Origin of the sequence: Kiloniella sp. (assembly GCF_048259265.1) — a bacterium.
Taxonomy (GTDB): Bacteria; Pseudomonadota; Alphaproteobacteria; order Kiloniellales; family Kiloniellaceae; genus Kiloniella.
The window spans coordinates 152,706-175,776 of record NZ_JBLXHT010000003.1; the positions used below are offsets into that span (position 1 = coordinate 152,706).

The following is a 23,071-nucleotide window of genomic DNA, read 5'->3' on the forward strand; positions in this document are numbered from 1 at the left end:
AACATGTCTTTTAGGGGGGTAAAAACATTACTAAAAAATTCAGTGTCTGTACTGGCACTAACTTTTGTCGTTGGACTATCTTTATCAAATGAATCCTTTGCTCAATCTTTAGAAGGAATCAATGAAGAGATCCCAGCACTTATCAGTGCTGACGAAGTTGTCTATGACGAAGGATTAGGGGTCGTAACAGCATCAGGGAATGTCGAGATTTCGCAAGGTGATCGTACTGTTCTTGCGAATAGTGTATCTTATAACATGAACACAAATGTTGTGAGTGCAACAGGTAATATAAGCCTGCTAGAGCCAAGCGGTGATATTGTTTTTGCTGAACATGTTGAGCTTACAGATAACCTAAAAGAAGGCTTTATTCGCGACATCCGTATACTACTGACAGATCGTAGTCGTCTAGCAGCATCGACGGGACAATTAACCAGTGGTAATATCTCTGTCTTTTCGAATGGCGTTTTCAGCCCTTGTGAGCTTTGCAAAGATGATCCTAGTAAGGCGCCTATCTGGCAGCTCAAGGCTAAAAAAATTGTCCATAACAAAACATCACAAACAATAAAGTATGACCATGCTTGGATGGAAATATTTGGTGTCCCTGTTATCTACACGCCATACCTTGCCCATCCTGACCCCACAGTAAAAAGACGAAGTGGGTTCCTCTTACCAAGTTATGGTAGCTCCAGTCAGTTGGGTATAACTCTACAAATTCCTTATTACTGGGCAATTGACGAGTCCTCAGAATTTTTATTTGCACCTATCGCGACAACAAAACAAGGGATCGTGCTCGCAGGGGAGTATGAAAAAAAATTCAACAAAGGTGACCTCTCAATAGAAGTCAGCGCAACGATCGCCGATAGAGATGAAAATGACGGTAATGTAAAAAAAGACGAGTTTCGCGGACAGATAATAAGCGAAGGGCGTTTTGATCTCGATAAAACGTGGCGGTGGGGTTTTAACGCCGAGAGAGCGACTGATGATACTTATGGCCGAGTTTATGGGTTCAATACAGATTCTGAATTAGAAACAAGCGCTTTTATCGAAGGCTTCAGAGGTCGAAACTTTGCAAGAATCGACAGCTACACATTTCAAAGTACTCGAAATGACATCAATGATTCGGAAAACCCTTTCGTTTTACCGCGGGCAAAATACAACTTTCAAAGTCAACCAGGCGTAACCGGAGCAACCTATCGTCTGGATGCTAACGCACAAGCTCTAGGGCGTAGTGAGGGGCGTGACAGCAGGCGTGTATCCCTTATCGGCGGATGGGACCTCCCCTACACAGGTTCTTGGGGAGACCAATATAAACTCACCACGCAGTTACAAACTGATGGCTATTGGGTAAATGGTGTCAATACTGAAAACAATGATCTTCGCAAGAACGGGAATAGCTATTCAGGATTTACGGGGCGCGTTTTCCCTCAAATGGCTTTGGAATGGCGCTTTCCCTTTGCCAGTCATCGCGGTAACTTTAGCCAAACAATAGAACCTATTGTACAAGGTGTCCTCGCACCAAATGGATCGAATCCAAACGAAATTCCAAACGACGACAGCCGTGACTTTGAGTTTGATGATGCCTCTCTCTTTTCTCTAAATCGGTTTGCCGGAACAGACCGTGTAGATTCAGGAAGCCGCGTAAGTTATGGCGTAAAATGGACGGCATCGACAGTATCTGGTAACCAGGCAGATTTCTTAATTGGGCAAAGTTATCGTTTCAGCGGGGAAAGCAACCTTCATGAAGAAAATTCAGGTTTGAAAGAATCTGTGTCAGATATTGTAGGGCATGTAGGTATATATACTATTGATAACTTTAATGCCCTATATCGCTTTAGGTTTGACCCTGATGATTTAGGCGTTAATAGAAATGAAGTTGAAGTCAATATTGGCCCAGCGGCATTTAATTTAAACTTGGATTACGTCTTCCTTAAAGACGACAATATCGATGGTGAAACCTCTGATAGAGAAGAAGTCAAAATTGGAATTAACAGTGCTCTAACTGAATATTGGAGTCTCAGGTCGAGCTATACGCGTGATATCGATGCAGATTCGTCCCGTGAAGCAAGCTTGGGCCTAATTTACCATGATGAATGTATCATTATAGATAGCCAATATTCTCGCACATGGTTCCAGGATAGAGAAGTAGAGCCAGATAACAGGTTTATGGTTGAGTTAACATTTAAACACTTGGGTACAATTCAGCCATTATAATTTATTTCGGCTACTTGAGACAAAAGGTATCGGTATCAAATGAGAATTAATTTTGCTGCGAATTTGTTGGGCTTTGCCCTCATGCTAACAACAGCAACGACTTCATTTTCACAAGACGTTTTACGTCCTGCAGCAGTTGTGAACGACGATATCATATCTTTGCTGGATGTAAGCCAGCGTACTCAGCTCGCAATTGTATCAAGCAAGCAAAAAAACACTCCGCAAGTTCGACAAAGAATGGTCAGACAAGTGGTTCGTATTCTCATTGACGAAAGGCTCAAACTTCAAGAAGCCGAGCGACTTAATATCACAATATCAGACCAACAAGTTCAACGTGCCCTGACCGCTGTTGCGAAGCAGAACAAAATGACGGTACAACAACTGACAGATGGGTTGCGGAAACAAGGCGTGCTTCCAACAACCCTTCTTGACCAATTTAAAGCCGATATTGCATGGAGAGCAGTTGTTAACAGACGGCTAAGATCATCTGTTAATATCTCTGAAGCTGAAATAGATGAAGTTATTACAAAACTTCAATCAGATGGCCCAGCAGTCCAGAAAAGAATTTTTGAGATTTTCCTCGGTATCGATACTGCTTCCGATGAAGCTAAAATAAAAGCACAAGCAGATGACGCTCTACTGACGATAAAAAATGGTGGAAATTTTTCTGCTTTGGCCCGGCAAATATCACAATCAAACAGTGCCGGGTTGGGTGGAGATCTGGGATGGTTGCAAACAGGGCAACTTTCTAACGAGCTTCAAACCGCTGTAGAATCCGCCTCTATAGGGTCATTGCTCGGCCCGATACGAACCAAGAGAGGTTATTATATTCTCTTAGTTCAAGATCAACGCTCTGCTGAAAGTGAACAGAAAGTCCATCTAAAGCAATTCTTCTTCTCTTTGCCTGCAAATCCAAGTTTTGAAGAAACACAACAAGCACAATCAAGAGCAGCTGATGCAAGACGAAAATTCACAAGCTGTAATGAAATGGATGAACTATCCGATGAACTCGGTGACGATGGATCAGGTGATTTAGGAACCCTTAAAACTAAAGACCTTCCCGCCACAACTAGGGCAGCCATAGAGCAGGTAAGTGAAGGCCAAACAACAGCCGCAATCAAAGTTACGGGCGGTTTGGCTGTTATAGCAGTCTGTAATCGTCAGGAAAGTGGTGGTGTTGATCGATTGGCAATTCAAGAAAAACTGACGAATGATAGATTAGATACCCTAGCAAGAAGGTACCTTCTAGATCTTCGCAGAAGTTCAAACGTGGATATACGTCTGTGAGCCAATCTATACCTTTACCTGTAGCTATAACAATGGGAGACCCTGCTGGCATTGGCGGTGAACTAACACTTAAAGCGTGGGATAAATTACATCAAAAGGCGGCACAGCCTTTTTTTGTAATAGATTGCCCTAGTCGCTTAAAAAAACTGGCAACCGATCTATCGTTAAACGTACCTGTTAGAGAAATTTCAACTCCTATTGATGCTGTTTCCTGTTTTGGGCAGGCATTACCTGTCATTTCAGAAGAACTACACGAAGCTGTAACTCCTGGTGTAGGAGATCCCCGCAATGGTTCTGCTGTTATTAATTCCATCAAAAGATCAGTAGGTTTTGTACAGAATAAAGAAGCCTCAGCAGTTGTCACAAATCCCATTAATAAAGCCGTTCTTTATCAATCAGGCTTTAACCATCCCGGACACACAGAATACCTAGCGGATTTAGCCAAAAGTAAAACTCCGTCCGTTATGATGCTTGCTTCCAAACAATTGCGTGTTATTCCCGTTACTATTCATCTACCCCTAGCTGATGCAATAAATAAACTCGATAGCGATTTGATAACGCATACAATAAGAACGGCAAGTACCGCGTTGAAACAAGATTTTGGTATTCGCACACCACGTATTGCAGTTTCAGGACTAAACCCGCACGCTGGTGAAGACGGCACAATGGGTTCAGAAGAAATTGATCTGATCATTCCAACACTTGAGTTCCTTCGTAAAGAAGGCATCGACGTCAGAGGTCCTCTACCAGCAGACACAATGTTCCATGCCAAAGCACGCGAGGGATACGATGTCGCCGTTTGTATGTATCATGATCAGGCATTGATCCCAATTAAGACCTTGGATTTTGACAACGGCGTCAATATTACACTTGGTCTTCCCTTTATCCGGACTTCACCTGATCACGGAACCGCCTATAATATAGCTGGACAGGGAATTGCAAATCCCAATAGTTTTATTGCAGCGATTGAAATGGCAACAACAATGGCAAGAGCCAAAGTACACTAAAAATGAACAGATCACCGGACAACCTCCCCCCACTAAGAGATGTTATCTCGCGCTTTGATCTCGCCGCAAAAAAATCTCTTGGGCAAAATTTTTTACTGGATTTAAATCTTACCTCCAGAATAGCAAGAGGTGGGGGCCCACTTGATCAAGGAACAATATTCGAGATTGGCCCCGGGCCGGGCGGTTTAACACGTGGGCTGCTTATGGAAGGCGCCCAACACGTTATTGCCATAGAGAAAGATCAACGTTGTCTCGAAGCCCTGAAAGAAGTCTCAACTGCTTATGGCAATAAATTACAAGTTATGGAAAGCGACGCCCTCAAGGTCGACTTAACAGAACTTGGAAGCCCTCCACGACGAATTGTCGCCAATCTGCCATATAACATTTCAACAGTACTCCTTCTTCGATGGCTGAAACAAGTTGCTCTGGATTCAACTTGCTTTGCAAGCTTAACCCTCATGTTTCAAAAAGAAGTGGTTGATCGCCTAATTGCTGAGCCAAGAACAAAAAGCTACGGCCGCCTGAGTGTCATGACACAATGGCTCTGCGAAACCTCTGCGCTTTTTGATATTCCGCCTAGGGCCTTCATCCCTCCACCGAAGATAACATCAACAGTAGCAAGGCTGGAGCCTAGACCAAAACCATTGGCCGAAGCCAATGTATTTACGATGGAAAAAATCACAGAATCAGCCTTTGGGCAAAGACGTAAAATGTTGCGTCAAAGCCTAAAAAGTCTGGGCACGGATACTCCAGAGCTTATATCAATCGCTGATATAAAAGAGACAGCCCGGGCAGAAGAACTTACCATTGAAGAGTTCTGTTCAATTGCCCGCGCCTATGATCACCTTAAAAGCCGATCCTAAAGCCCACTTCCAAAACTACGCTTGGCGTAATCCACGGACAAAAGAATCAAGGTCAGGCCGACGGTCTCGCTTTAATCTCTCTGCCCTGAGAATAGCCTGAACATCGGCAACAGATTTTTCTACATCTGTATTTACAATAATATAATCATACTCCGCCCAATGACTCATTTCATCAGCTGCTTTAGCCATCCGTCCTTTGACAACCTCTTCGCTATCCTGAGCCCGCGCATAAAGGCGTCTCTCTAACTCTTCCAACGACGGCGGAAGGATAAACACGCGAACGATATCATTAGCTGCCTTTGCAGCAACTTGTTGTGTTCCCTGCCAATCAATATCGAACAGAACATCCTGCCCAGATGAAAGCCCTTGTTCTACAGGTTCACTTGGTGTGCCATATTTATTATCAAATACAGTTGCATGCTCCAGCATCTCATTACTATCCACCATCGAGTTAAACTCTTCAGAACTCACAAAGAAATAATCTTTGCCGTGGATTTCCCCCGGGCGCATTTGCCGGGTGGTCGCAGATATCGATAGCGTAAGCTCTTCTTCTCTTTCCAGTAAAATTCTGGAAATTGTTGTTTTGCCAGCCCCGGATGGGGAAGAAAGGACCAGCATAAGTCCACGACGTTCAAGCGTGGGAGCAACAACAGCATTCATTGTTTCTAAAACCTTACTTTTATTCGACGTTTTGAATTTGTTCGCGAAGTTGTTCTATCGTTGCCTTTAGCTCAATACCAATCGTCGTCAATGCAACGTCAGAAGACTTTGAGCAAAGTGTGTTGGCTTCGCGATTAAACTCTTGGCAAAGGAAGTCTAACCTACGCCCACAGGGGCCCCCATTTTTCAAAAGCTCACGTGCAGCAGCAACATGCGCAGCGAGACGGTCAAGCTCTTCTCGAATATCAGCCTTCGTTACAAGGATCGCGATTTCCTGTGCTAGACGCTCTTCGGAAACAGTACTTGTATCAGATAACAACTCTGTCAGTTGTTTATTAAACCGTCCCTGTATCGCTGCCGGTTGTGTCGCAGCAAGTTTCGCAGCTTCTTTTTGTAATCTATCAATATCATCCAATTGGCTGGATGCAATTTCTCCAAGCCTTGCTCCCTCTTCGCAACGCGTTCTTTTCATTGCGTCAATAGCATCTTTTAGGCTTGTTTCAATCAAACCCATACGCGTATCAGCCTCATCTTGAGCTTCCTCTTCCTCAACAAGCTCTAACACACCACGCAAATTCAAAATGCCGTCAATGGAAGGGGCAACAGCATCCAGATCATTACTAATTCTTGTTGCAAGCGGAATAACTTGTTGCAGGATCTCCTCGTTCACTTGCAACTTCACCGACTTCTGCTTGTTATCAATCACAAGGTTGATATGGAAATTTCCGCGTTTAAAGTTTTTTGCCAACGCGGACCTGACTTTTGCATCTAAAATTTCGAATCCATTTGGAACCCGACATCTGGCGTCCAAGTTTTTACCATTGACGCTTTTAAGCTCCCAAGACCAGGTTGTCCCTCCGTATTCACCTTCAGCACGGGCAAATCCTGTCATGCTGGCAATTGCTTTTCCCATAATGGTTCCTTGGGGTTATTGAAACATCCTACTCAACCACATGATCGATTGTTTTACATTCATCACAAGCAGCCTTATTTTCATAAGTCTTATACCCAAAGCATATGAGTTACTGCAAGAATGACAATTCCAAAGACGATATTTATTACCGGCGCTTCTAGTGGTATTGGTGCCGCCCTTGCAGAATATTATGCCAAGCCAGGAAATATTTTATTCCTTACGGGCAGAAATAGGGAACGTTTAAAGACCATATCAGATCAATGTATAAAACGTGGTGCAGACGTCCATCAATTGCAATTGGATGTCATAGACCAATGGGCCTGCTACCAAGAAATCATAAAAGCCAATCAACTGTCAAAACTTGATCTTGTTATAGCCAACGCAGGCATTTCAGGCGGCACAGGAAAACAAGACGAATCTGACCGTCAAACGCGGGAAATAATGGATATAAATCTGAACGGTGTACTCAACACTGTTCTCCCTTCAATTGAGATCATGAAATCCAATGGTCAGGGACAAATCGCGATTATGTCTTCTCTCGCTTCATTTAAAGGGCTTCCTAGTGCCCCTGCTTACTGTGCCAGTAAAGCAGCTGTTCGTACCTGGGGAGAAAGCCTACGAGGCACCTTAAAGAAGAGCAACATCAAGGTCTCAGTGATAACACCCGGCTTTGTCAAAAGCGGTATTACAGCCGTCAATAAATTTCCAATGCCATTTTTAATGGAAGGTGCAAAAGCAGCGACCATTATTGGCAAAGGTTTAGAACGGAACAAAGCCCGTATCTCTTTTCCAAAACCAATGTACCTTGCTGTATTGTTCTTCTCTGCACTGCCCCTTTATCTCTCAGAATTTATCTCGAACAAATTACCTAACAAGCAGTAATTCATCACAAATTATATTCCCGCAAAATGACAATAAATTCTGTCTAATTAGGTTAAGCTCTAACGATCATACCCTGTAAGAAACAACACCATAAAGCCGTCCCAATAAATGGAACGGCCTAATATAGTTTTATCGTTCAGATCTATACAAAAAGGGTGAATACATATCTCGGCTCGCCTCTTCAGTCAGGTTGGCATCAAACACACGTGTATAGAAAGCCGCATTCATCCTTTTTGCTGTCTGAGGGAATGTTTCCAAGGCAAAAGAAGTGGCATTCTCTAGCGTATCAAAGGCATCAATCCCACCGATGGTATTGGTGTGCAAACCACTCAGCCATGTTTTCGCTAACAGACCTTTTTGTTGCTTCAAAACAGGGTTGCGTTCCTGCCAAGGTGCATTTGCAAACGGCACGTTAACTTGTACTTCTGTATAAACAAACGCTCCTGGCTTTTGCCGAGGTGCAATACCAAAGTGTGGAGAACCAATATCCAGGCTTGCATCTTTTACAAGTGTCGCATCAAAAATACGGGTATTGTGCGCAGCACCAAACCCACCCGCTTCAGCAGGAAAGTACCCCGTTACAAATTTTTGTGCATTTTCAATACTGTCGAATGCGTAGATACCACCAAGTGAATTTGTCTTAACGCCTGCCAGCCAAGTTTTGTTTATAAATCCGGGCTGTTCTTTTATCGCTCTATTTACATCCCCCCACGGTGCTTTTTCAAAAGGAACATTAATTTGTACTTCAGTATATACGAATGCTTTCGTGTCCATGATTTTTCCCAATGAATTAGTATTTGATTGTGCGAGAACACCTCTAGACCCAAGTGTTGACGCGAATGCTGTTGCGGCTACTGTTTTTGCCCCTACAACTAATACATCCCGGCGTGACTTCATCCCGTTATCTAAATCACCTAATTTACTTTCACTCATTTTCTCACCTTTGATTATTTTAATTTTCTTATACGCACAAAAATATAACGATCGATATATTTTTGTCAACTTTTTTATATCGTTCGTTATATTTCAAATAATGTATGAACTTATACGCGCAAGTCTCGAAGGCGCTAAGATACATGCCAGCGTATTATCAGTATCGTTTCAGAAAAGTAATAAATGAATGTCGAGCGATACAAGCGGATGCCGTAATCATGGACATTCCATAAAATATCCATCAGCTCAGAGGGGATAATTTATCATATAATAGAAGCACAAAATGCGCGTTCCGTCTTAATGACCAAACGCGCAACTGCACTGTATTCTCTATTTTGAAAAGATAGAGTTATTTGTGACGGAAAGTGATCCGGCCCTTAGTCAAATCATAGGGGGTCATTTCGACGTCAACTTTATCACCAACCATAGTACGAATGCGGAACTTGCGCATTTTACCGCCAGTGTGGGCAATAATTTCGTGTCCATTTTCAAGCTCGACCCGGAACATTGCATTCGGGAGCTTTTCGATAACAGTACCACTAAACTCAAGGAGTTCTTCTTTAGCCATTCAACCTTTGCCTTTTTTATACCGCATTTGTGCGTGCCGCAAAACTACTCAACATTTGCGAAAGGTCAAGTAATCATCTCATATTTGCATAACTATCGTTAAAAATTAATGAAATCACATTTTAAAACAAACGTAAAACTACGGACAATCCGACAGTAACCGTATGTTCTAATTTCCAAAACCATCTCGCTTAACAACTTCGTAGGAGTGACGCTTATCCTATTTCTTATTTACAGAACGCCAATGACGAACGTTTTTATTATGTTCTTTAAGACTACGAGCAAAAGCGTGACCGCCAGTGCCATCCGCGACAAAATAAAGATATTTTGTTTTAGCAGGTTGAATTACAGCTTCTAGCGCAGACAAACCAACATTAGCAATTGGCCCAGGAGGAAGCCGATCAATCGTATAGGTATTATAGGGCGTAGGTGTCTTCAAATCTTTACGCGATAGACTGCGTTCCAAAGGCTTAGTACCAAGAGTTATCCCATAGGATACCGTAGGATCAGACTGTAAACGCATTTTCAAGTTCAAGCGATTGATAAAGACCCCTGCAACAAGTGGTCTTTCAGCTGCAATCCCAGTTTCCTTTTCAACAATAGACGCCAAAACCAATGCTTCTTCTTTGGTCTTGAGCGGTAAACCTTCCTGCCTATTGTCCCACAGCTTATCAAGACTGGAGCTTAATGCTTGTTCCATTCGGTTCAGAATTGATTGACGACTGTCTCCCCGGACAAATTGATAGGTTTCGGGCAAAAGGCTCCCTTCTTCGGGAATATCATCAATTTCACCAACTAAATCAGGATTATTCCGTAGTATTTCGACAATCTCGTAGGATGTCTTTCCTTCAGGTATTGTAATTGAGTAACTAACAGTTTTACCGTTTTCCAGTATCTCAATGACACTCTGCATTGAAGCAGCAGCCGGCATTAAAAATTCGCCTGCTTTTAAGTTTCTTGCTTTTTTTGTGTAGCGAGCCCCCAACTGAAAGATAAGCGGCTCACGAATGACACCTTCATCCTTTAGGATATTAGATATTTTCTCTAATCCAGACCCTTTAGGGATCACAATAGTAAGATCTTTTTTGAGAGGGCCAGGCGCAAGAAATTCTTGTTGCCCCATGTACAATACAATTGAAAGGCACAAAATTCCTAGGGCTAAAACAAGCGAGGCCCACTTAAAGAAAGAGGGCCTCGTAGATACTTTTTGTTCTTCACTCACAGCTTAAGTGAACTTATCTGAATGCTTTAAGCACTAGGCTTGCATTCGTTCCACCAAATCCAAAAGAATTAGAGAGCGCAACATCAATTTTCCGTTCCTGGGCTTCAAGAGGCACCAGATTAATCCCCTGACATTCGTCAGATGGATCTTCCAAATTAAGTGTTGGCGGGATCACACCTTCTTTAATAGCTTTCACGGAAAAGATTGCTTCAACAGCACCAGCAGCACCGAGTAGATGACCAATAGCTGATTTGGTTGATGACATACAAACGTCATCGTTATCACCAAATAGACGTTTTACAGCACCAAATTCGATCTCATCCCCCAAAGGAGTAGAAGTACCGTGAGCATTGATGTAATTCACATCACCTGCGTTTATACCTGCACGTTTTAGAGCAGCAGACATCGCACGGAAACCACCATTACCATCAGGTGGTGGAGCCGTAATGTGATGAGCGTCCCCGGACAAGCCATAACCAACCACTTCGCCGTAGATTGTAGCACCACGTGCCTTCGCATGCTCAAGCTCTTCAAGCACGACAACACCAGCGCCCTCGCCCATAACGAAACCATCACGTCCTTTATCCCAAGGACGTGACCCTTTTTCAGGAGCGTCATTATAGCCAGTAGACAAGGCACGTGAAGCACAGAAACCAGCAATTCCAAGCCTGCAAACAGCAGCTTCGGCACCACCAGCAATCATCACATCAGCATCATCCATCTGGATCAAGCGCGCAGCATCACCAATGGCATGTGCACCTGTTGAACAGGCGGTCACAACCGAGTGGTTTGGTCCTTTGTATCCATAACGGATAGAAACATGACCTGAAATCAAATTAATTAGAGATGAAGGGATAAAGAACGGTGAAAGCTTACGCGGCCCCTTTTCCTCAATCATCACCGCCCCATTTGCAATGGTTTGAAGGCCTCCGATACCAGAGCCAATCATCACACCTGTGCGGAACAAACTTTCTTCATCTTCAGGCTTCCAGCCCGCGTCTTCAATAGCTTGTTGAGCAGCAGTGATACCATACACAATAAAGGGATCTAGTTTACGGCGATCCTTTGCTGCGACATGATCATCCGCATTAAAGTAGCCGTCAGCGGTTTCGCCAACAGGAATTTCACCCGCAATCTGACACGGCAAATCAGCTGCCTCAAATTGAGTAATTTTACCTAGACCTGATTCACCGTTGGTAATGCGTGACCATATGTGATCAACACCACATCCAAGCGGAGATACCATACCGAGACCGGTTATAACGACACGACGCATGATTTTACAAAGTCTCTACGCTATTAAAGACGAAAACGCCGGGGAGTTCCCCGGCGTTATAAACTTCTAAAAAACGATTAAACGTTTTCTGAAATGAAATCGACAGCGTTCTGAACTGTTACGATTTTTTCAGCAGCATCGTCTGGAATTTCACAACCGAACTCTTCTTCAAATGCCATAACGAGTTCGACAGTATCCAGGCTGTCAGCACCAAGATCGTCGATGAAGCTTGCACTTTCCACAACTTTGGCTTCTTCAACACCGAGGTGTTCAACTACAATTTTCTTTACGCGATCAGCGACATCGTTGCTCATAAACTTTAGCCCTTAACTATTTATCGCCTTTCGGCGGTTTTACTAACGACCCTAAGGCCTGAATTATCAATTTTTGCCCTGCTAAGTACAGAGAAGCGCCGCCTCATAACATACTTTAAGTCGGCTTGCCAACGCTCTTAATCGTTTATCTTTCATAAAGATTCAACGCCAGAGGGTCAAATACTGATTATATCATGGCCATTCCGCCATTAACATGCAAGGTCTGGCCTGTCACATAAGCAGCTTCGTTACTTGAAAGATATGCTACGGAAGCTGCGATATCCTCGGGTGAGCCAAGTTTTGCGCAAGGAATACCACTTAGAAGATTTTCTTTTATATCATCATTTAGTACATCAGTCATAGCCGTTGCAATGAAGCCAGGCGCCACGCAATTTACCGTAATCCCCCGTGATGCAACTTCTTGCGCCAGAGATTTGCTCATACCAATCAACCCTGCTTTTGACGCAGCATAATTAGTTTGACCAGCATTACCAGTTGTTCCGACAATAGAGGTAATCCCGATGATACGCCCCCAGCGACGCTTCATCATACCGCGAAGACATGCTTTGGACAGCCGGAAGCTTGCCGTAAGATTAACAGCAAGGACTGCATCCCAGTCTTCATCTTTTAGACGCATAGCAAGGTTATCACGGGTAAGTCCCGCATTGTTTACCAAAATATCCAGCTGCCCCATCGCCTCATCAGCACGCTTTACCAAATCAGCTGGTGCATCTGGGTCTGATAGATTCGCGGGTAGAACATGGACCCGATCACCACCAAGTTCAGCGGCTACCTTTTCAAGCGCTTCTACTCTGGTTCCAGAAAGACCAACAACGGCCCCCTGATCATGCAACGTCTTGGCAATTGCACTACCAATACCGCCGGAAGCACCTGTTACAAGTGCTGTCTTACCGGAAAGATCAAACATCCTATACTCCTAAGATCAATATTTATGCGCAGAAGGGTACTCAATTTCAGACATGATACCAAGTACCAGAACTTCTGCTTTGAGATTTTTTTAAAGACTCTTCAACAGGCTTTCAATTTCTGCGGGCGTTCCGGCATTTGCAGAATTAAGGTCCCGGTCAATACGGCGATTAAGACCACTCAATACTTTACCAGCACCAAGTTCAACCAACTGCTCAACTTCATTTGCGCGCATATAAAGTACGGACTCGCGCCAACGAACAACACCCGTCACCTGCTGGACAAGATATTTACGAATCGTCTCCGGATCCGTGACCATATCAGCCGAAACATTACAAACAACGGGTATTGATGGGGCTCGTAAAGTCACAGAAGCCAAAGCTTCGGCCATGGCATCCGCCGCAGGAGCCATTAATGAGCAATGGAAAGGGGCTGACACTGGTAACAATACAGCTCGCTTTGCCCCTTTGGCTTTTGCAATTTCCAAACAACGTTCAACAGCAGCTTTGTGACCACTAACAACAACCTGCCCAGGCGCATTATCATTAGCAGCGGAGCAAACTTCACCCTGCGCTGCTTCTTCTGCAACAGCTTGTGCGTCTTCAAAATCCAACCCAAGAAGAGCCGCCATAGCGCCCTCACCAACAGGAACAGCCTGTTGCATTGACTGACCACGTAGTTTCAACAAACGTGCCGCATCAGCCAACTCTAGGGTGCCAACGGCCGTTAATGCTGAATACTCACCAAGAGAATGTCCCGCAACAAAAGCAGCATGATCACTCAAGGATAAGCTACCTTCGTTCTGCAACACACGGGTCACCGCTGTGCTTACCGCCATCAAAGCAGGTTGGGCATTTTCTGTAAGCGTGAGTTCGTCAATTGCCCCCTCAAACATCAAGGCTGATAACTTTTGTCCAAGAGCTTCATCAACTTCTTCAAAAACTTCGCGGGCTACTGGAAAAGCTTCCGCTAGCTCTTTCCCCATCCCAACAGCCTGAGATCCCTGCCCAGGAAAAACAAATGCACGCTTCATTATAATCTCCTTATTAAACGCGCTGATGTCTTGGTGTAACAACGCCGTATTACACCCGTCTGCCCAATCAAACCGTCAAGACTTTAATCCGTTGATGAACAAACAACATTCAGGGTATTTGTGTTGCCCCAGAAATAGCCTTCTACAATTGATTATGCAACGGCATGAGCACCTAATAATTTTCAAGGGCGAAACCATACAATAAAGACATAGGTATAATCGTATCTTTTCAATCAGTTAGTTGCCACGCACACTATAGAGCTTGACCCACGCAGCAAGATCGCTATATTCCGCACGTTAATCCGCACTAAATCAACTCCTTGCTGGTGACCTCTAGCGGAAACAAGGACACCAGCTCCGGGTATAGGTTTTCCTCTACCCACAAAGCCGTGAGGAGTAACTATGGCTTTTTATGAATGTGTATATATCGCACGTCAGGACATCTCGTCCTCTCAGGTCGATACACTCACTGAGCAGTTTACTGCTATTATCACCGAAAATGGTGGTTCTGTTGCTAAGACCGAATACTGGGGTCTGCGTAACATGGCCTATCGCGTTAAGAAAAATCGCAAAGGTCATTACGTTCTTCTCAACATCGATGCTCCATCTGCAGCGGTCCAGGAAATGGAACGTGTTATGCGCTTGAACGACGATGTTCTTCGTACACTAACTATCAAAGTTGATGTACTCGAAGAAGAGCCTTCTGTCGTCATGCAAAACCGTGGCAGCCGTGATGAGCGCGGTGGTCGTGGTGGTCGTGGTGGTCGTGATGACCGCGGCGGTGATCGTGGTGGCCGCGGTGGTGATCGTGGTGGTCGTCCTCCTCGTGAGGGTGGTGATCGCGCTCCTCGTGAAGCAACAGCTAGCTAAGGAAGAGAAACATGGCCGTTCAAATCGTTAGCCAGGGCGTTGGTTCACGTCGCCCGTTTAACCGTCGCCGTAAAAGCTGCCCGTTCGTTGGTGCAAACGCACCAAAGATCGACTACAAAGACACACGTCTTCTGCAGCGTTTCATCTCTGAGCGCGGTAAAATTGTACCAAGTCGTATAACTGCAGTATCTGCAAAGAAACAGCGCGAGCTTGCAAAAGCTATCAAACGTGCTCGCTTCCTTGCTCTATTGCCATACTTGATCGGGTAAGAAGGAGATTTTATCATGCAAGTCGTCCTTCTAGAACGCATCGAAAAACTTGGTCAAATGGGTGATGTTGTCACCGTGAAACCTGGTTATGCTCGTAACTTCCTGCTTCCAAAGCAGAAAGCTATGCGCGCAACTAAATCAAATCTTGAACACTTTGAAAACCAGCGTGCTCAGCTGGAAGCAGACAACCTCAAGCGTCGCGAAGAAGCCGAACAGGTTTCTGGTAAGCTTGAAGGTCTAACTGTTTCCCTGATTCGTCAGGCTGGTGATTCCGGGCAGCTTTACGGTTCTGTAAACACTCGTGATATCGCTGAAGCAGTTACTGAATCTGGCATCACTGTTGCTCGTTCTCAGGTTGTTCTCAACAAAGTTATCAAAACTCTTGGTCTGCACGACGTTAAAGTTATGCTACACCCAGAAGTTACCGTTAACATTGTTGTTAACACTGCACGTTCTGCTGAAGAAGCTGAGCTACAGCTTAGCTCTGGCGGTGCTGTTTCCAATGAGGAAGCCGCTGAAGAACGTGAAGCTGTTGCTGAAGTAGTTGAAGAAGAAATCACAGAAGAAGAAACAGAAGCATAAGTCTTCTTTTCTCACTTTTGAGTTTTATGAGACGGCACCTTTCGAGGTGCCGTTTTCATTTACAACCTGTACTTCTCATCCCTAAAGAGCTACATTCCTCTGCGCTCTTTTTTTGCCCTAAACAGGGAACAAAAAACAGGTATGATCAAGCGCTTGTTGATAATAATTTTCTAGATTCGAGGCCATGGAAGATCACGCGATTCCTCCCTTTGATGTTTCAGACATCCCCTTTGATGATGGACAAGAACTCCGCTCTCCTCCTCATAATTACGAGGTTGAGCAAGCTCTGTTAGGCGCAGTACTGTCTAACAACAAAGCTTTTGAAAGAATCTCTGATTTCCTCCTTCCTGTTCATTTTGCTGATCCTGCTCATGCTGAGATTTATCATGCCTGCAAAACACTCATTGAACGCGGACAGCTGGCAAACGCTACGACTCTAAAGAACTTTTTTGCAAGCAACGGTAACTTGGAAGAGTTGGGCGGCACGAGCTACCTGGCTGAGCTTCAAAGCAACGTTGTTACAATCATCAATGCGTCTGAATACGGCAAGATTATTCACGACCTCTATATCCGTAGAGAGTTAATTGATCTTGGCGAAGAGGTCGTCAATCATGCCCACACACATGAGTTAGAACTTTCTGCGACCCAGCAAATTGAGGGCGCAGAGCAAAAGCTCTATCGTTTGGCAGAAGAAGGTCAGACCGAAGGTGGCTTCGTATCATTCGCTGATGCGCTTGCAACATCAATGAATTACATCGATGTTGCCATGAAACAGGGCGATGGTATTTCCGGCGTCTCAAGCGGTCTGCGTGATGTTGATAAACTTCTTGGTGGCTTCCACCATTCTGATCTGATTATCCTGGCCGCTCGCCCGTCCATGGGTAAAACCGCCTTTGTAACAAACATCGCCTTTAACATCGCGCAAGCAACCAAATCCGGGCACAATGCCGAAGGCGATGAAGTCGACATTCCGATGTCAGTTGCTTTCTTTTCATTGGAGATGTCAGCAGATCAGCTGGCGAGCAGGATTTTGTCTTCTGCGGCGGAAACACCATCGCATTTAATGCGTAAAGGTGAGCTAACTGAAGATCAGTTCGAGCACGTCTTTCAGATCAGTCGTGCCCTATCCAACTATAAGCTCTTTATTGATGACACACCGAACCTGACAATACCGGGGCTTCGAAATCGTGTCAGGCGTCTGAAAAGACAACATGGTTTGGATATTATTATCGTCGATTACCTACAGCTGATGTCAGGTGCTCCCGGCGGCAAAAGCGATAGCCGTGTTCAGGAAGTTTCAGAAATTTCACGTGGCCTGAAAGGGATTGCGAAAGAGATGAATGTACCCGTCATCGCGCTTTCCCAGCTTTCCCGTCAAACAGAACAACGCGAAGACAAACGTCCCCAGCTCTCTGACCTTCGTGAATCCGGTTCGATTGAACAGGATGCTGATGTTGTGATCTTCCTCTATCGTGATGAATATTACATTGCCCGTGAAAAACCGGGACAAGGTGCCGATGATTCAACCGATAGATTTCACGAAAAACTGGCCAATCACGAAGCACGTCTGGATGCAGCCAGAAACAAAGCCGAGATGATTGTCGGTAAACAACGTCACGGCCCTATTGGCTCTGTTGAACTCCACTTTAATGGCGAGTTTACGAAATTCTCTGACCTGGCAGAGGAAGACCAACTTCCTGAAAGCTATTAATTTCTCTGATTAATACAAATAACCCAACACTTTGCACTGGCCTAGATTGACGCAAAAGAAGACCTTAGGTATTGTGCCTACCCTATTAGAGGCAATTTTCTAATCGCACGTTCGCAAATAAAGTTGCCTTTAATAGTGAAGCGGATAAATCCTTGGGGGAAGGAAATTCTGGACAAATCAAGCTCAATACTCGTTACAGTCTGATTCAACAGCTTTTCAATAGATCTCAATTTAATCATCTCAATCTCTGTTCATAACGGTAAAATGTATGCCCATTCTTCAACCTCTTGGTAATCTTACTCTACGTTTTTTGGAGATTATCGGGCGTCTTTCTATTTTTGCTGGAACAGCAATTTCGCATTGCTTTCGGCCCCCCTTCTATCCGAAGCTTATCCTGAAGCAGATGATCGAGGTTGGATATTATTCACTCCCCGTCGTTGGTCTGACCGCAATCTTCACCGGCATGGTTCTCGCGCTGCAAAGTTACACTGGTTTCGCGCGTTTTTCTGCTGAAAGCGCGATCCCAAACGTCGTTATCGTTTCGATCACCCGTGAACTTGGCCCTGTGTTAGCCGGTTTGATGGTTGCTGGTCGCGTCGGCGCCGCCATGGCTGCCGAAATTGGTACGATGCGGGTTACAGAACAAATCGACGCCCTATACACCCTAGCAACAAACCCTTTTAAATACCTTATTGCTCCCCGTGTTATCGCAGGGGTGTTAACGCTTCCCCTCCTCGTACTTGTTGCAGATACAATTGGTGTTTTCGGGGGATATCTCGTTTCCGTACACAAGCTTGGTTTTAACCCGGCAACTTACATCAAGAACACCATTGATTTCATGGAAAATCTTGATGTTATCTCTGGCCTTGTCAAAGCAGCAGCCTTTGGATTTATTATTACCTTGATGGGGTGTTACCACGGTTTCCATTCAAGAGGTGGCGCACAAGGCGTGGGCGCAGCGACCACAAACGCGGTTGTATCCGCTTCTATCCTCATTCTCACCTTCAACTATATCATAACTGAGTTGTTTTTCTCAATATGAGCAACAAAACAGATATACCCGGCAAGGACATCAGAATAAAGATCAGGGGACTGACCAAAGCCTTTGGCCCCAAAGTCATCCTCAACAATCTGGATCTGGATGTTTACGCAGGTGAATCCCTTGTTGTCATAGGAGGCTCGGGAACAGGAAAATCTGTGCTGTTAAAGTGCATACTAGGTCTATTACGGCCTGATGCTGGAACTGTAGAGATCAATGGACAAAACATCGTTGGCCTCAACAGTGATGACATGGAAAAGGTACGCCGAAAGTTTGGCATGCTTTTTCAATATGCCGCCCTTTTTGATTCACTCACCATCCTCGATAATGTTGCATTCGGTTTGATCCAAGCTCACCGTGTTCCTAAAAAAGAGGCACATCGTATCGCCCTTGAAAAACTATCCGCAGTTGGATTGGGGGAACGGTTTGCAGCTAAGTTTCCAGCCGAACTTTCGAGCGGTATGAAAAAGAGGGTTGGACTTGCACGCGCCATTGCGACAACACCAGAGACCCTGTTCTTTGATGAACCAACAACGGGTCTAGACCCTGTCATGGGCGATGTCATTGATCAATTGATCGTCAAGTCGGTTAAAGAACTTGGCGCAACGGGCCTTACAATTACGCACGATATGGATTCAGCAAAACGAATTTCTGATCGTATCGCCATGCTCTATGATGGCAAGATCACATGGGTTGGCCCTACAGAGGAACTCGAGAAAACTGATAATCCTTTTGTTCATCAATTTATAAATGGATTATTAGACGGACCGATAAAAGTCAGCCTTGCCCATAATGATTGACCAACAGCCTAATACCCTTATCAAGCCTGTCTTAAATCGGGTAAATTAAAAATGGCACCACGATAAATTCAGGAGATCCCTTTGGCCCGCCCCATAATTCGCTACGTTTGTCAGTCCTGCGGTGCTGACTATGCAAAATGGTCAGGGAAATGTGATTCCTGTGGCGAGTGGAACTCTATAACCGAAGAAGCAGGATCATCATCTCCCGTTCCTGGTGGCCTTGGTAAAAAGAATGTTCGCAAAGGCAAACAAATTGAGTTTGTTAGCCTAGAGGGTACAAGCAAGCCCGTTCCCAGAATGATCAGTAAAAACCTTGAATTCGATCGAGTTTGTGGTGGCGGGCTCGTTCCAGGCTCAGCCGTTTTGATCGGTGGAGACCCAGGCATTGGGAAATCAACGCTTCTCACCCAGATATTAGCAGCCCTCACAACAAGCGCAGGTGTTAAGTGTGTTTACATCTCTGGCGAAGAAGCCATTGATCAGGTCCGTCTGAGAGCCCGTCGTCTGGGTTTGAAAGGCGATGATTTTCTACTCGCCTCGGCAACGTCTGTTCGTGACATCGCCACCACACTTGATGAACATGACGCTCCACAAGTTGTCGTTATCGATTCTATACAAACAATGTTTGTGGACAGCCTGGATTCTGCCCCCGGAACAGTCTCTCAAGTGCGGGCATCGGCCCAAGAACTGATCCAACTGGCCAAGGCACGGAGCTTTAGCGTTTTACTGGTTGGTCACGTTACAAAAGAAGGCGTCATTGCCGGGCCGAAAGTTCTGGAACACATGGTTGATACCGTTCTTACTTTTGAAGGGGAACGCGGACATCATTTCAGAATCTTGCGCGCCGTAAAAAACCGTTTTGGCCCAACGGATGAAATTGGCGTCTTCGAGATGTCAGAACAAGGACTTGAGCAAGTTTCAAATCCCTCAGCGCTCTTTCTTGCAGAACGGCGTGGCAATGTTACAGGCGCAGCCGTTTTTGCAGGGCTGGAAGGCACGCGCCCAGTTCTCGTCGAAATACAAGCACTTGTCTCTCCCTCACAACAGGCAAACCCAAGACGCGCAGTTGTCGGTTGGGATTCTGGTCGATTGGCAATGATCCTCGCTGTTCTAGAAGCGAGATGCGGTCTCGTACTCGCCGGGAATGAAGTTTATCTAAATGTTGCCGGGGGTCTGCGGATCGGAGAACCAGCAGCAGATATGGCCGTTGCTGCCGCTTTAATTTCAGCAGCCATGGACATTCCCGTCCCCGAAGATACTGTTGTATTTGGGGAAATTGGCCTTTCAGGTGAAATCAGGGCCGTCAACCAATCTGAAAGCAGGTTAAAAGAAGCCACAAAGCTTGGTTTTAAAAATGCAATAATTCCGCCTATTCGTGCAAAGAAGAATTGTAATAAGGCCGCTTCGGGGTTAGATACAAGACAGATTGAACATCTGCAGGATCTGGTTGCATTGTTTGCGGCTAAATCAGTCAAGAAAACTGCGGGTGGCTAACCGGCAAAATTGTTAGGTATTGATGGAAAACTTACCCATCTCACTCTTCGATGTCGCTGTAATTGGCATCATTGTCGTCTCAGGTCTCTTTGCTCTGTTTCGGGGTTTCGTGCACGAAGTCCTATCTGTAGCATCATGGATTGGTGCAGGCTTTGTCACCCTTTGGACATTCCATCCTCTACTACCCTACGTACAGCAATTTATTAACATCCCCTTTGTTGCTGAAATCGTCACCGGGTTTGCTCTTTTTGTGATTACCCTTGGCCTTTTCATGGTAATGATCAGAGCTATCTGTCGACATGTCCGGGAAAGCACATTTGGTCCTCTTGACCGCTCGCTCGGTTTTCTATTCGGGCTAGTACGCGGTGGAATAATTGTCAGTATAACCTGGATTGCACTCTTTGTATTTCTCATGCCAGAAAAAGAGGGCTGGCCAGACGATGTTCAACGGGCAAAAACACGCCCCTCGATTCAGCAAGCTTCAGCAATCTTAGTAAAAGCTTTACCTGAAAAATTTCATAATGAGACCATTAGACAGGTTCTCAAGCAGGCTGAGGCCGCCCGACAAACCTATAATGCGACACAAACTTATCAACGTTTGATAAGCCCGGAATCAAAATCCTCATCAGATAGCGAAGATGCTTCTGGCTATAATGATGAGATGCGTTCACAAATGCAAAAGACCATAGATGCCGTAAGTGGCAGCGAATAACGGATTTATTACTGAGTTCAGGAAAGCGAAAGCCATGACACTCGAAGATTTTCATGATGATGATAAGCTCCACGAAGAATGCGGTGTTTATGCCGTGCATGGACACGAAGGGGCTGCGGCTCTTGTTACTCTTGGCCTTCATGCTCTGCAGCATCGAGGACAAGAAGCGGCTGGCATCATCAGCTATGATGGTAGTGAATTTTATAACCATCGTGCCCTGGGGCATGTCGGCGACAACTTTTCATCACAGGAAGTTATCGAACGCCTGAAGGGGCATGTATCTATCGGGCACACGCGCTATTCTACTACTGGCGAAACAGCTTTACGGAACGTACAACCCCTCTTTGCCGACCTTCACGATGGCGGATTTGCACTTTGCCATAATGGAAATCTGACAAACTCTCAAAAAATACGAGACCAATTGGTCATGCGTGGCTCCATCTTTCAGTCAACAATGGACACTGAGGTGATTTTACACCTCGTCGCAACCTCTATTCAGGATACCATTGTTGGCAAAGTTACTGATGCCATTCAGCGTATTGAGGGTGCCTACGCCCTTCTATGCATGACGAAAGAAGGCGTTATCGCCGTCCGCGACCCCCATGGGATCAGACCTTTGGTTCTTGGCGAACTAGAGGGCGGTTATGTCGTCGCCTCCGAGACCTGTGCTCTGGACATTATCGGGGCCAACTTCATTCGGGATGTTGATCCCGGTGAAATGATTGTCATTAACGATGACGGTGTTCAGTCCCTGCGTCCCTTTCCGCCAACACGTCAACAAACATGTATTTTCGAATATATCTATTTTGCCCGGCCAGATTCAGTCATTGATGGTGTCAGTGTTTACGATGCACGTAAAAACATTGGGAAAGAGCTGGCACAAGAAAGTCATGTAGAATCAGATGTTGTTGTTCCGGTTCCGGATTCAGGTGTTCCCGCCGCGATCGGCTATTCACAAGAATCCGGTGTTCCTTTTGAACTCGGCATAATTCGAAATCACTATGTCGGCCGGACCTTTATTGAACCAGGCCAACAGATCCGCAATCTTGGCGTAAAGCTGAAGCACAATGCAAACAAAGCCGTTCTTAAAGGCAAACGCGTCATTCTTGTAGATGATTCGCTGGTGCGCGGAACGACCTCTATCAAGATCGTCGAGATGGTAAAAGCTGCTGGCGCGAAAGAAGTCCACATGCGCATCGCCTCTCCGCCGATTGGATATCCATATTTCTATGGCATTGATATTTCACAATCCAAAGAGTTGCTTGCTGCCCAAATGGATCTGGAAGAAATGGCCAAGCATATTGGTGTTGATAGCCTCGCATTCTTAACCATTGACGGTATGTACCGTGCGATGGGCAAAGAAGGGCGTAATCCAGAAGCACCTCAGTATTGTGATGCACCTTTTACTGGGCACTATCCAACTCAGATCGACGACTATAAAGATCACGTCGTTGACGTGCCAAGATTTATGCAATCAAAAAAAGCCGGGTAGGACGTTT

General features: G+C 45.1%; 23 protein-coding genes. 14 read left to right on the forward strand and 9 right to left on the reverse strand.

Features of this window, described 5'->3' with window-relative positions; translation table 11 throughout:
- The first annotated feature begins 3 nt into the window (after window positions 1-3).
- Genes ACN0QW_RS06750 through rsmA form a run of 4 tightly spaced genes read left to right on the forward strand, consistent with a single transcriptional unit; the run spans window position 4 to window position 5,368 of the window.
- On the forward strand, window positions 4-2,211 hold the full coding sequence (locus tag ACN0QW_RS06750; RefSeq protein ID WP_417429928.1) for an LPS-assembly protein LptD: 2,208 nt from the start codon (window positions 4-6) through the stop codon (window positions 2,209-2,211).
- 39 nt (window positions 2,212-2,250) lie between these two features.
- Entirely contained in the window at window positions 2,251-3,498 is a 1,248-nt protein-coding gene (locus tag ACN0QW_RS06755) for a peptidylprolyl isomerase (protein WP_417429930.1), read from the forward strand.
- Window positions 3,495-4,505, forward strand: a complete 1,011-nt coding sequence (gene pdxA, locus ACN0QW_RS06760; protein ID WP_417429932.1) for a 4-hydroxythreonine-4-phosphate dehydrogenase PdxA — start codon at window positions 3,495-3,497, stop codon at window positions 4,503-4,505. Before ACN0QW_RS06755 ends, pdxA begins: the two co-directional genes overlap by 4 nt.
- A 2-nt stretch (window positions 4,506-4,507) precedes the next feature.
- Window positions 4,508-5,368 carry a 16S rRNA (adenine(1518)-N(6)/adenine(1519)-N(6))-dimethyltransferase RsmA gene (gene rsmA, locus ACN0QW_RS06765; protein ID WP_417429934.1) on the forward strand — a complete coding sequence of 287 codons (861 nt, stop codon included), beginning with the start codon at window positions 4,508-4,510 and terminating at the stop codon, window positions 5,366-5,368.
- Between the two features lie 15 nt (window positions 5,369-5,383).
- Here the strand turns inward: rsmA and gmk are convergent, their stop codons facing one another.
- Window positions 5,384-6,028 carry a guanylate kinase gene (gene gmk, locus ACN0QW_RS06770; RefSeq protein ID WP_299378247.1) on the reverse strand — a complete coding sequence of 215 codons (645 nt, stop codon included), beginning with the start codon at window positions 6,026-6,028 and terminating at the stop codon, window positions 5,384-5,386.
- Between the two features lie 19 nt (window positions 6,029-6,047).
- Window positions 6,048-6,941 carry a YicC/YloC family endoribonuclease gene (locus tag ACN0QW_RS06775; protein ID WP_417429936.1) on the reverse strand — a complete coding sequence of 298 codons (894 nt, stop codon included), beginning with the start codon at window positions 6,939-6,941 and terminating at the stop codon, window positions 6,048-6,050.
- A 120-nt stretch (window positions 6,942-7,061) separates the two neighbouring features.
- Between ACN0QW_RS06775 and ACN0QW_RS06780 the strand changes: the two genes are divergently transcribed.
- Entirely contained in the window at window positions 7,062-7,823 is a 762-nt protein-coding gene (locus ACN0QW_RS06780) for an SDR family NAD(P)-dependent oxidoreductase (RefSeq protein ID WP_299378252.1), read from the forward strand.
- Window positions 7,824-7,952: 129 nt separating this feature from the next.
- Here ACN0QW_RS06780 and ACN0QW_RS06785 read toward each other — a convergent pair whose 3' ends face one another.
- The 7 genes from ACN0QW_RS06785 to fabD all read right to left on the reverse strand — a co-directional run bounded on the left by ACN0QW_RS06785 (window position 7,953) and on the right by fabD (window position 14,095).
- The gene (locus ACN0QW_RS06785; protein ID WP_417429939.1) at window positions 7,953-8,756 is read right to left on the reverse strand and encodes a YdhR family protein; all 804 of its coding nucleotides are present in this window, start codon (window positions 8,754-8,756) and stop codon (window positions 7,953-7,955) included.
- Window positions 8,757-9,105: 349 nt separating this feature from the next.
- Window positions 9,106-9,324 (reverse strand): translation initiation factor IF-1, encoded by a 219-nt coding sequence (infA, locus tag ACN0QW_RS06790; protein ID WP_046507661.1) that lies wholly within the window; start codon window positions 9,322-9,324, stop codon window positions 9,106-9,108.
- Window positions 9,325-9,543: 219 nt separating this feature from the next.
- Window positions 9,544-10,545, reverse strand: coding sequence for an endolytic transglycosylase MltG (mltG, locus tag ACN0QW_RS06795; protein ID WP_417429941.1), 1,002 nt, complete (start codon window positions 10,543-10,545; stop codon window positions 9,544-9,546).
- Between the two features lie 13 nt (window positions 10,546-10,558).
- Complete coding sequence (gene fabF, locus ACN0QW_RS06800) at window positions 10,559-11,821, reverse strand: beta-ketoacyl-ACP synthase II (protein WP_417429943.1); 1,263 nt, start codon at window positions 11,819-11,821, stop codon at window positions 10,559-10,561.
- 77 nt (window positions 11,822-11,898) lie between these two features.
- A complete protein-coding gene (locus tag ACN0QW_RS06805) occupies window positions 11,899-12,135 on the reverse strand; it encodes an acyl carrier protein (protein WP_046507651.1) in 237 nt (78 codons plus the stop codon).
- A 187-nt stretch (window positions 12,136-12,322) separates the two neighbouring features.
- Window positions 12,323-13,063: a 3-oxoacyl-[acyl-carrier-protein] reductase gene (fabG, locus tag ACN0QW_RS06810; protein ID WP_417429946.1), complete on the reverse strand. Its 741-nt coding sequence runs from the start codon at window positions 13,061-13,063 to the stop codon at window positions 12,323-12,325.
- A 90-nt stretch (window positions 13,064-13,153) separates the two neighbouring features.
- Complete coding sequence (gene fabD, locus ACN0QW_RS06815) at window positions 13,154-14,095, reverse strand: ACP S-malonyltransferase (protein WP_417429948.1); 942 nt, start codon at window positions 14,093-14,095, stop codon at window positions 13,154-13,156.
- A gap of 402 nt (window positions 14,096-14,497) precedes the next feature.
- On the opposite strand from fabD, the gene rpsF reads away from it, so the two are divergent.
- The 9 genes from rpsF to purF all read left to right on the forward strand — a co-directional run bounded on the left by rpsF (window position 14,498) and on the right by purF (window position 23,064).
- Window positions 14,498-14,965 (forward strand): 30S ribosomal protein S6, encoded by a 468-nt coding sequence (rpsF, locus tag ACN0QW_RS06820; protein ID WP_047764748.1) that lies wholly within the window; start codon window positions 14,498-14,500, stop codon window positions 14,963-14,965.
- An 11-nt stretch (window positions 14,966-14,976) separates the two neighbouring features.
- Window positions 14,977-15,234, forward strand: a complete 258-nt coding sequence (rpsR, locus tag ACN0QW_RS06825) for a 30S ribosomal protein S18 (protein WP_047764749.1) — start codon at window positions 14,977-14,979, stop codon at window positions 15,232-15,234.
- Between the two features lie 15 nt (window positions 15,235-15,249).
- Window positions 15,250-15,816: a 50S ribosomal protein L9 gene (gene rplI, locus ACN0QW_RS06830; protein ID WP_417429951.1), complete on the forward strand. Its 567-nt coding sequence runs from the start codon at window positions 15,250-15,252 to the stop codon at window positions 15,814-15,816.
- Between the two features lie 184 nt (window positions 15,817-16,000).
- Window positions 16,001-17,527, forward strand: coding sequence for a replicative DNA helicase (locus ACN0QW_RS06835; protein WP_299373289.1), 1,527 nt, complete (start codon window positions 16,001-16,003; stop codon window positions 17,525-17,527).
- A 268-nt stretch (window positions 17,528-17,795) separates the two neighbouring features.
- A complete protein-coding gene (locus ACN0QW_RS06840; RefSeq protein WP_417429953.1) occupies window positions 17,796-18,569 on the forward strand; it encodes an MlaE family ABC transporter permease in 774 nt (257 codons plus the stop codon).
- Window positions 18,566-19,366, forward strand: a complete 801-nt coding sequence (locus ACN0QW_RS06845; RefSeq protein ID WP_417429955.1) for an ABC transporter ATP-binding protein — start codon at window positions 18,566-18,568, stop codon at window positions 19,364-19,366. Before ACN0QW_RS06840 ends, ACN0QW_RS06845 begins: the two co-directional genes overlap by 4 nt.
- A gap of 81 nt (window positions 19,367-19,447) precedes the next feature.
- Entirely contained in the window at window positions 19,448-20,860 is a 1,413-nt protein-coding gene (radA, locus tag ACN0QW_RS06850; protein WP_417429957.1) for a DNA repair protein RadA, read from the forward strand.
- A gap of 22 nt (window positions 20,861-20,882) precedes the next feature.
- Complete coding sequence (locus tag ACN0QW_RS06855; RefSeq protein ID WP_417429959.1) at window positions 20,883-21,572, forward strand: CvpA family protein; 690 nt, start codon at window positions 20,883-20,885, stop codon at window positions 21,570-21,572.
- 34 nt (window positions 21,573-21,606) lie between these two features.
- Entirely contained in the window at window positions 21,607-23,064 is a 1,458-nt protein-coding gene (purF, locus tag ACN0QW_RS06860; RefSeq protein ID WP_417429961.1) for an amidophosphoribosyltransferase, read from the forward strand.
- Window positions 23,065-23,071 lie beyond the last annotated feature (7 nt).

Excerpts from the sequence above, each read along its gene's own strand:
- ACN0QW_RS06750 (WP_417429928.1), top strand. The coding sequence starts at position 4 with ATGTCTTTTAGGGGGGTAAAAACATTACTAAAAAATTCAGTGTCTGTA.
- ACN0QW_RS06755 (WP_417429930.1), top strand. The coding sequence starts at position 2,251 with ATGAGAATTAATTTTGCTGCGAATTTGTTGGGCTTTGCCCTCATGCTA.
- rsmA (WP_417429934.1), top strand. The coding sequence starts at position 4,508 with ATGAACAGATCACCGGACAACCTCCCCCCACTAAGAGATGTTATCTCG.
- gmk (WP_299378247.1), bottom strand. The coding sequence starts at position 6,028 with ATGAATGCTGTTGTTGCTCCCACGCTTGAACGTCGTGGACTTATGCTG.
- ACN0QW_RS06775 (WP_417429936.1), bottom strand. The coding sequence starts at position 6,941 with ATGGGAAAAGCAATTGCCAGCATGACAGGATTTGCCCGTGCTGAAGGT.
- ACN0QW_RS06780 (WP_299378252.1), top strand. The coding sequence starts at position 7,062 with ATGACAATTCCAAAGACGATATTTATTACCGGCGCTTCTAGTGGTATT.
- ACN0QW_RS06785 (WP_417429939.1), bottom strand. The coding sequence starts at position 8,756 with ATGAGTGAAAGTAAATTAGGTGATTTAGATAACGGGATGAAGTCACGC.
- infA (WP_046507661.1), bottom strand. The coding sequence starts at position 9,324 with ATGGCTAAAGAAGAACTCCTTGAGTTTAGTGGTACTGTTATCGAAAAG.
- fabF (WP_417429943.1), bottom strand. The coding sequence starts at position 11,821 with ATGCGTCGTGTCGTTATAACCGGTCTCGGTATGGTATCTCCGCTTGGA.
- ACN0QW_RS06805 (WP_046507651.1), bottom strand. The coding sequence starts at position 12,135 with ATGAGCAACGATGTCGCTGATCGCGTAAAGAAAATTGTAGTTGAACAC.
- fabG (WP_417429946.1), bottom strand. The coding sequence starts at position 13,063 with ATGTTTGATCTTTCCGGTAAGACAGCACTTGTAACAGGTGCTTCCGGC.
- fabD (WP_417429948.1), bottom strand. The coding sequence starts at position 14,095 with ATGAAGCGTGCATTTGTTTTTCCTGGGCAGGGATCTCAGGCTGTTGGG.
- rpsF (WP_047764748.1), top strand. The coding sequence starts at position 14,498 with ATGGCTTTTTATGAATGTGTATATATCGCACGTCAGGACATCTCGTCC.
- rpsR (WP_047764749.1), top strand. The coding sequence starts at position 14,977 with ATGGCCGTTCAAATCGTTAGCCAGGGCGTTGGTTCACGTCGCCCGTTT.
- rplI (WP_417429951.1), top strand. The coding sequence starts at position 15,250 with ATGCAAGTCGTCCTTCTAGAACGCATCGAAAAACTTGGTCAAATGGGT.
- ACN0QW_RS06835 (WP_299373289.1), top strand. The coding sequence starts at position 16,001 with ATGGAAGATCACGCGATTCCTCCCTTTGATGTTTCAGACATCCCCTTT.
- ACN0QW_RS06840 (WP_417429953.1), top strand. The coding sequence starts at position 17,796 with ATGCCCATTCTTCAACCTCTTGGTAATCTTACTCTACGTTTTTTGGAG.
- ACN0QW_RS06845 (WP_417429955.1), top strand. The coding sequence starts at position 18,566 with ATGAGCAACAAAACAGATATACCCGGCAAGGACATCAGAATAAAGATC.
- ACN0QW_RS06855 (WP_417429959.1), top strand. The coding sequence starts at position 20,883 with ATGGAAAACTTACCCATCTCACTCTTCGATGTCGCTGTAATTGGCATC.
- purF (WP_417429961.1), top strand. The coding sequence starts at position 21,607 with ATGACACTCGAAGATTTTCATGATGATGATAAGCTCCACGAAGAATGC.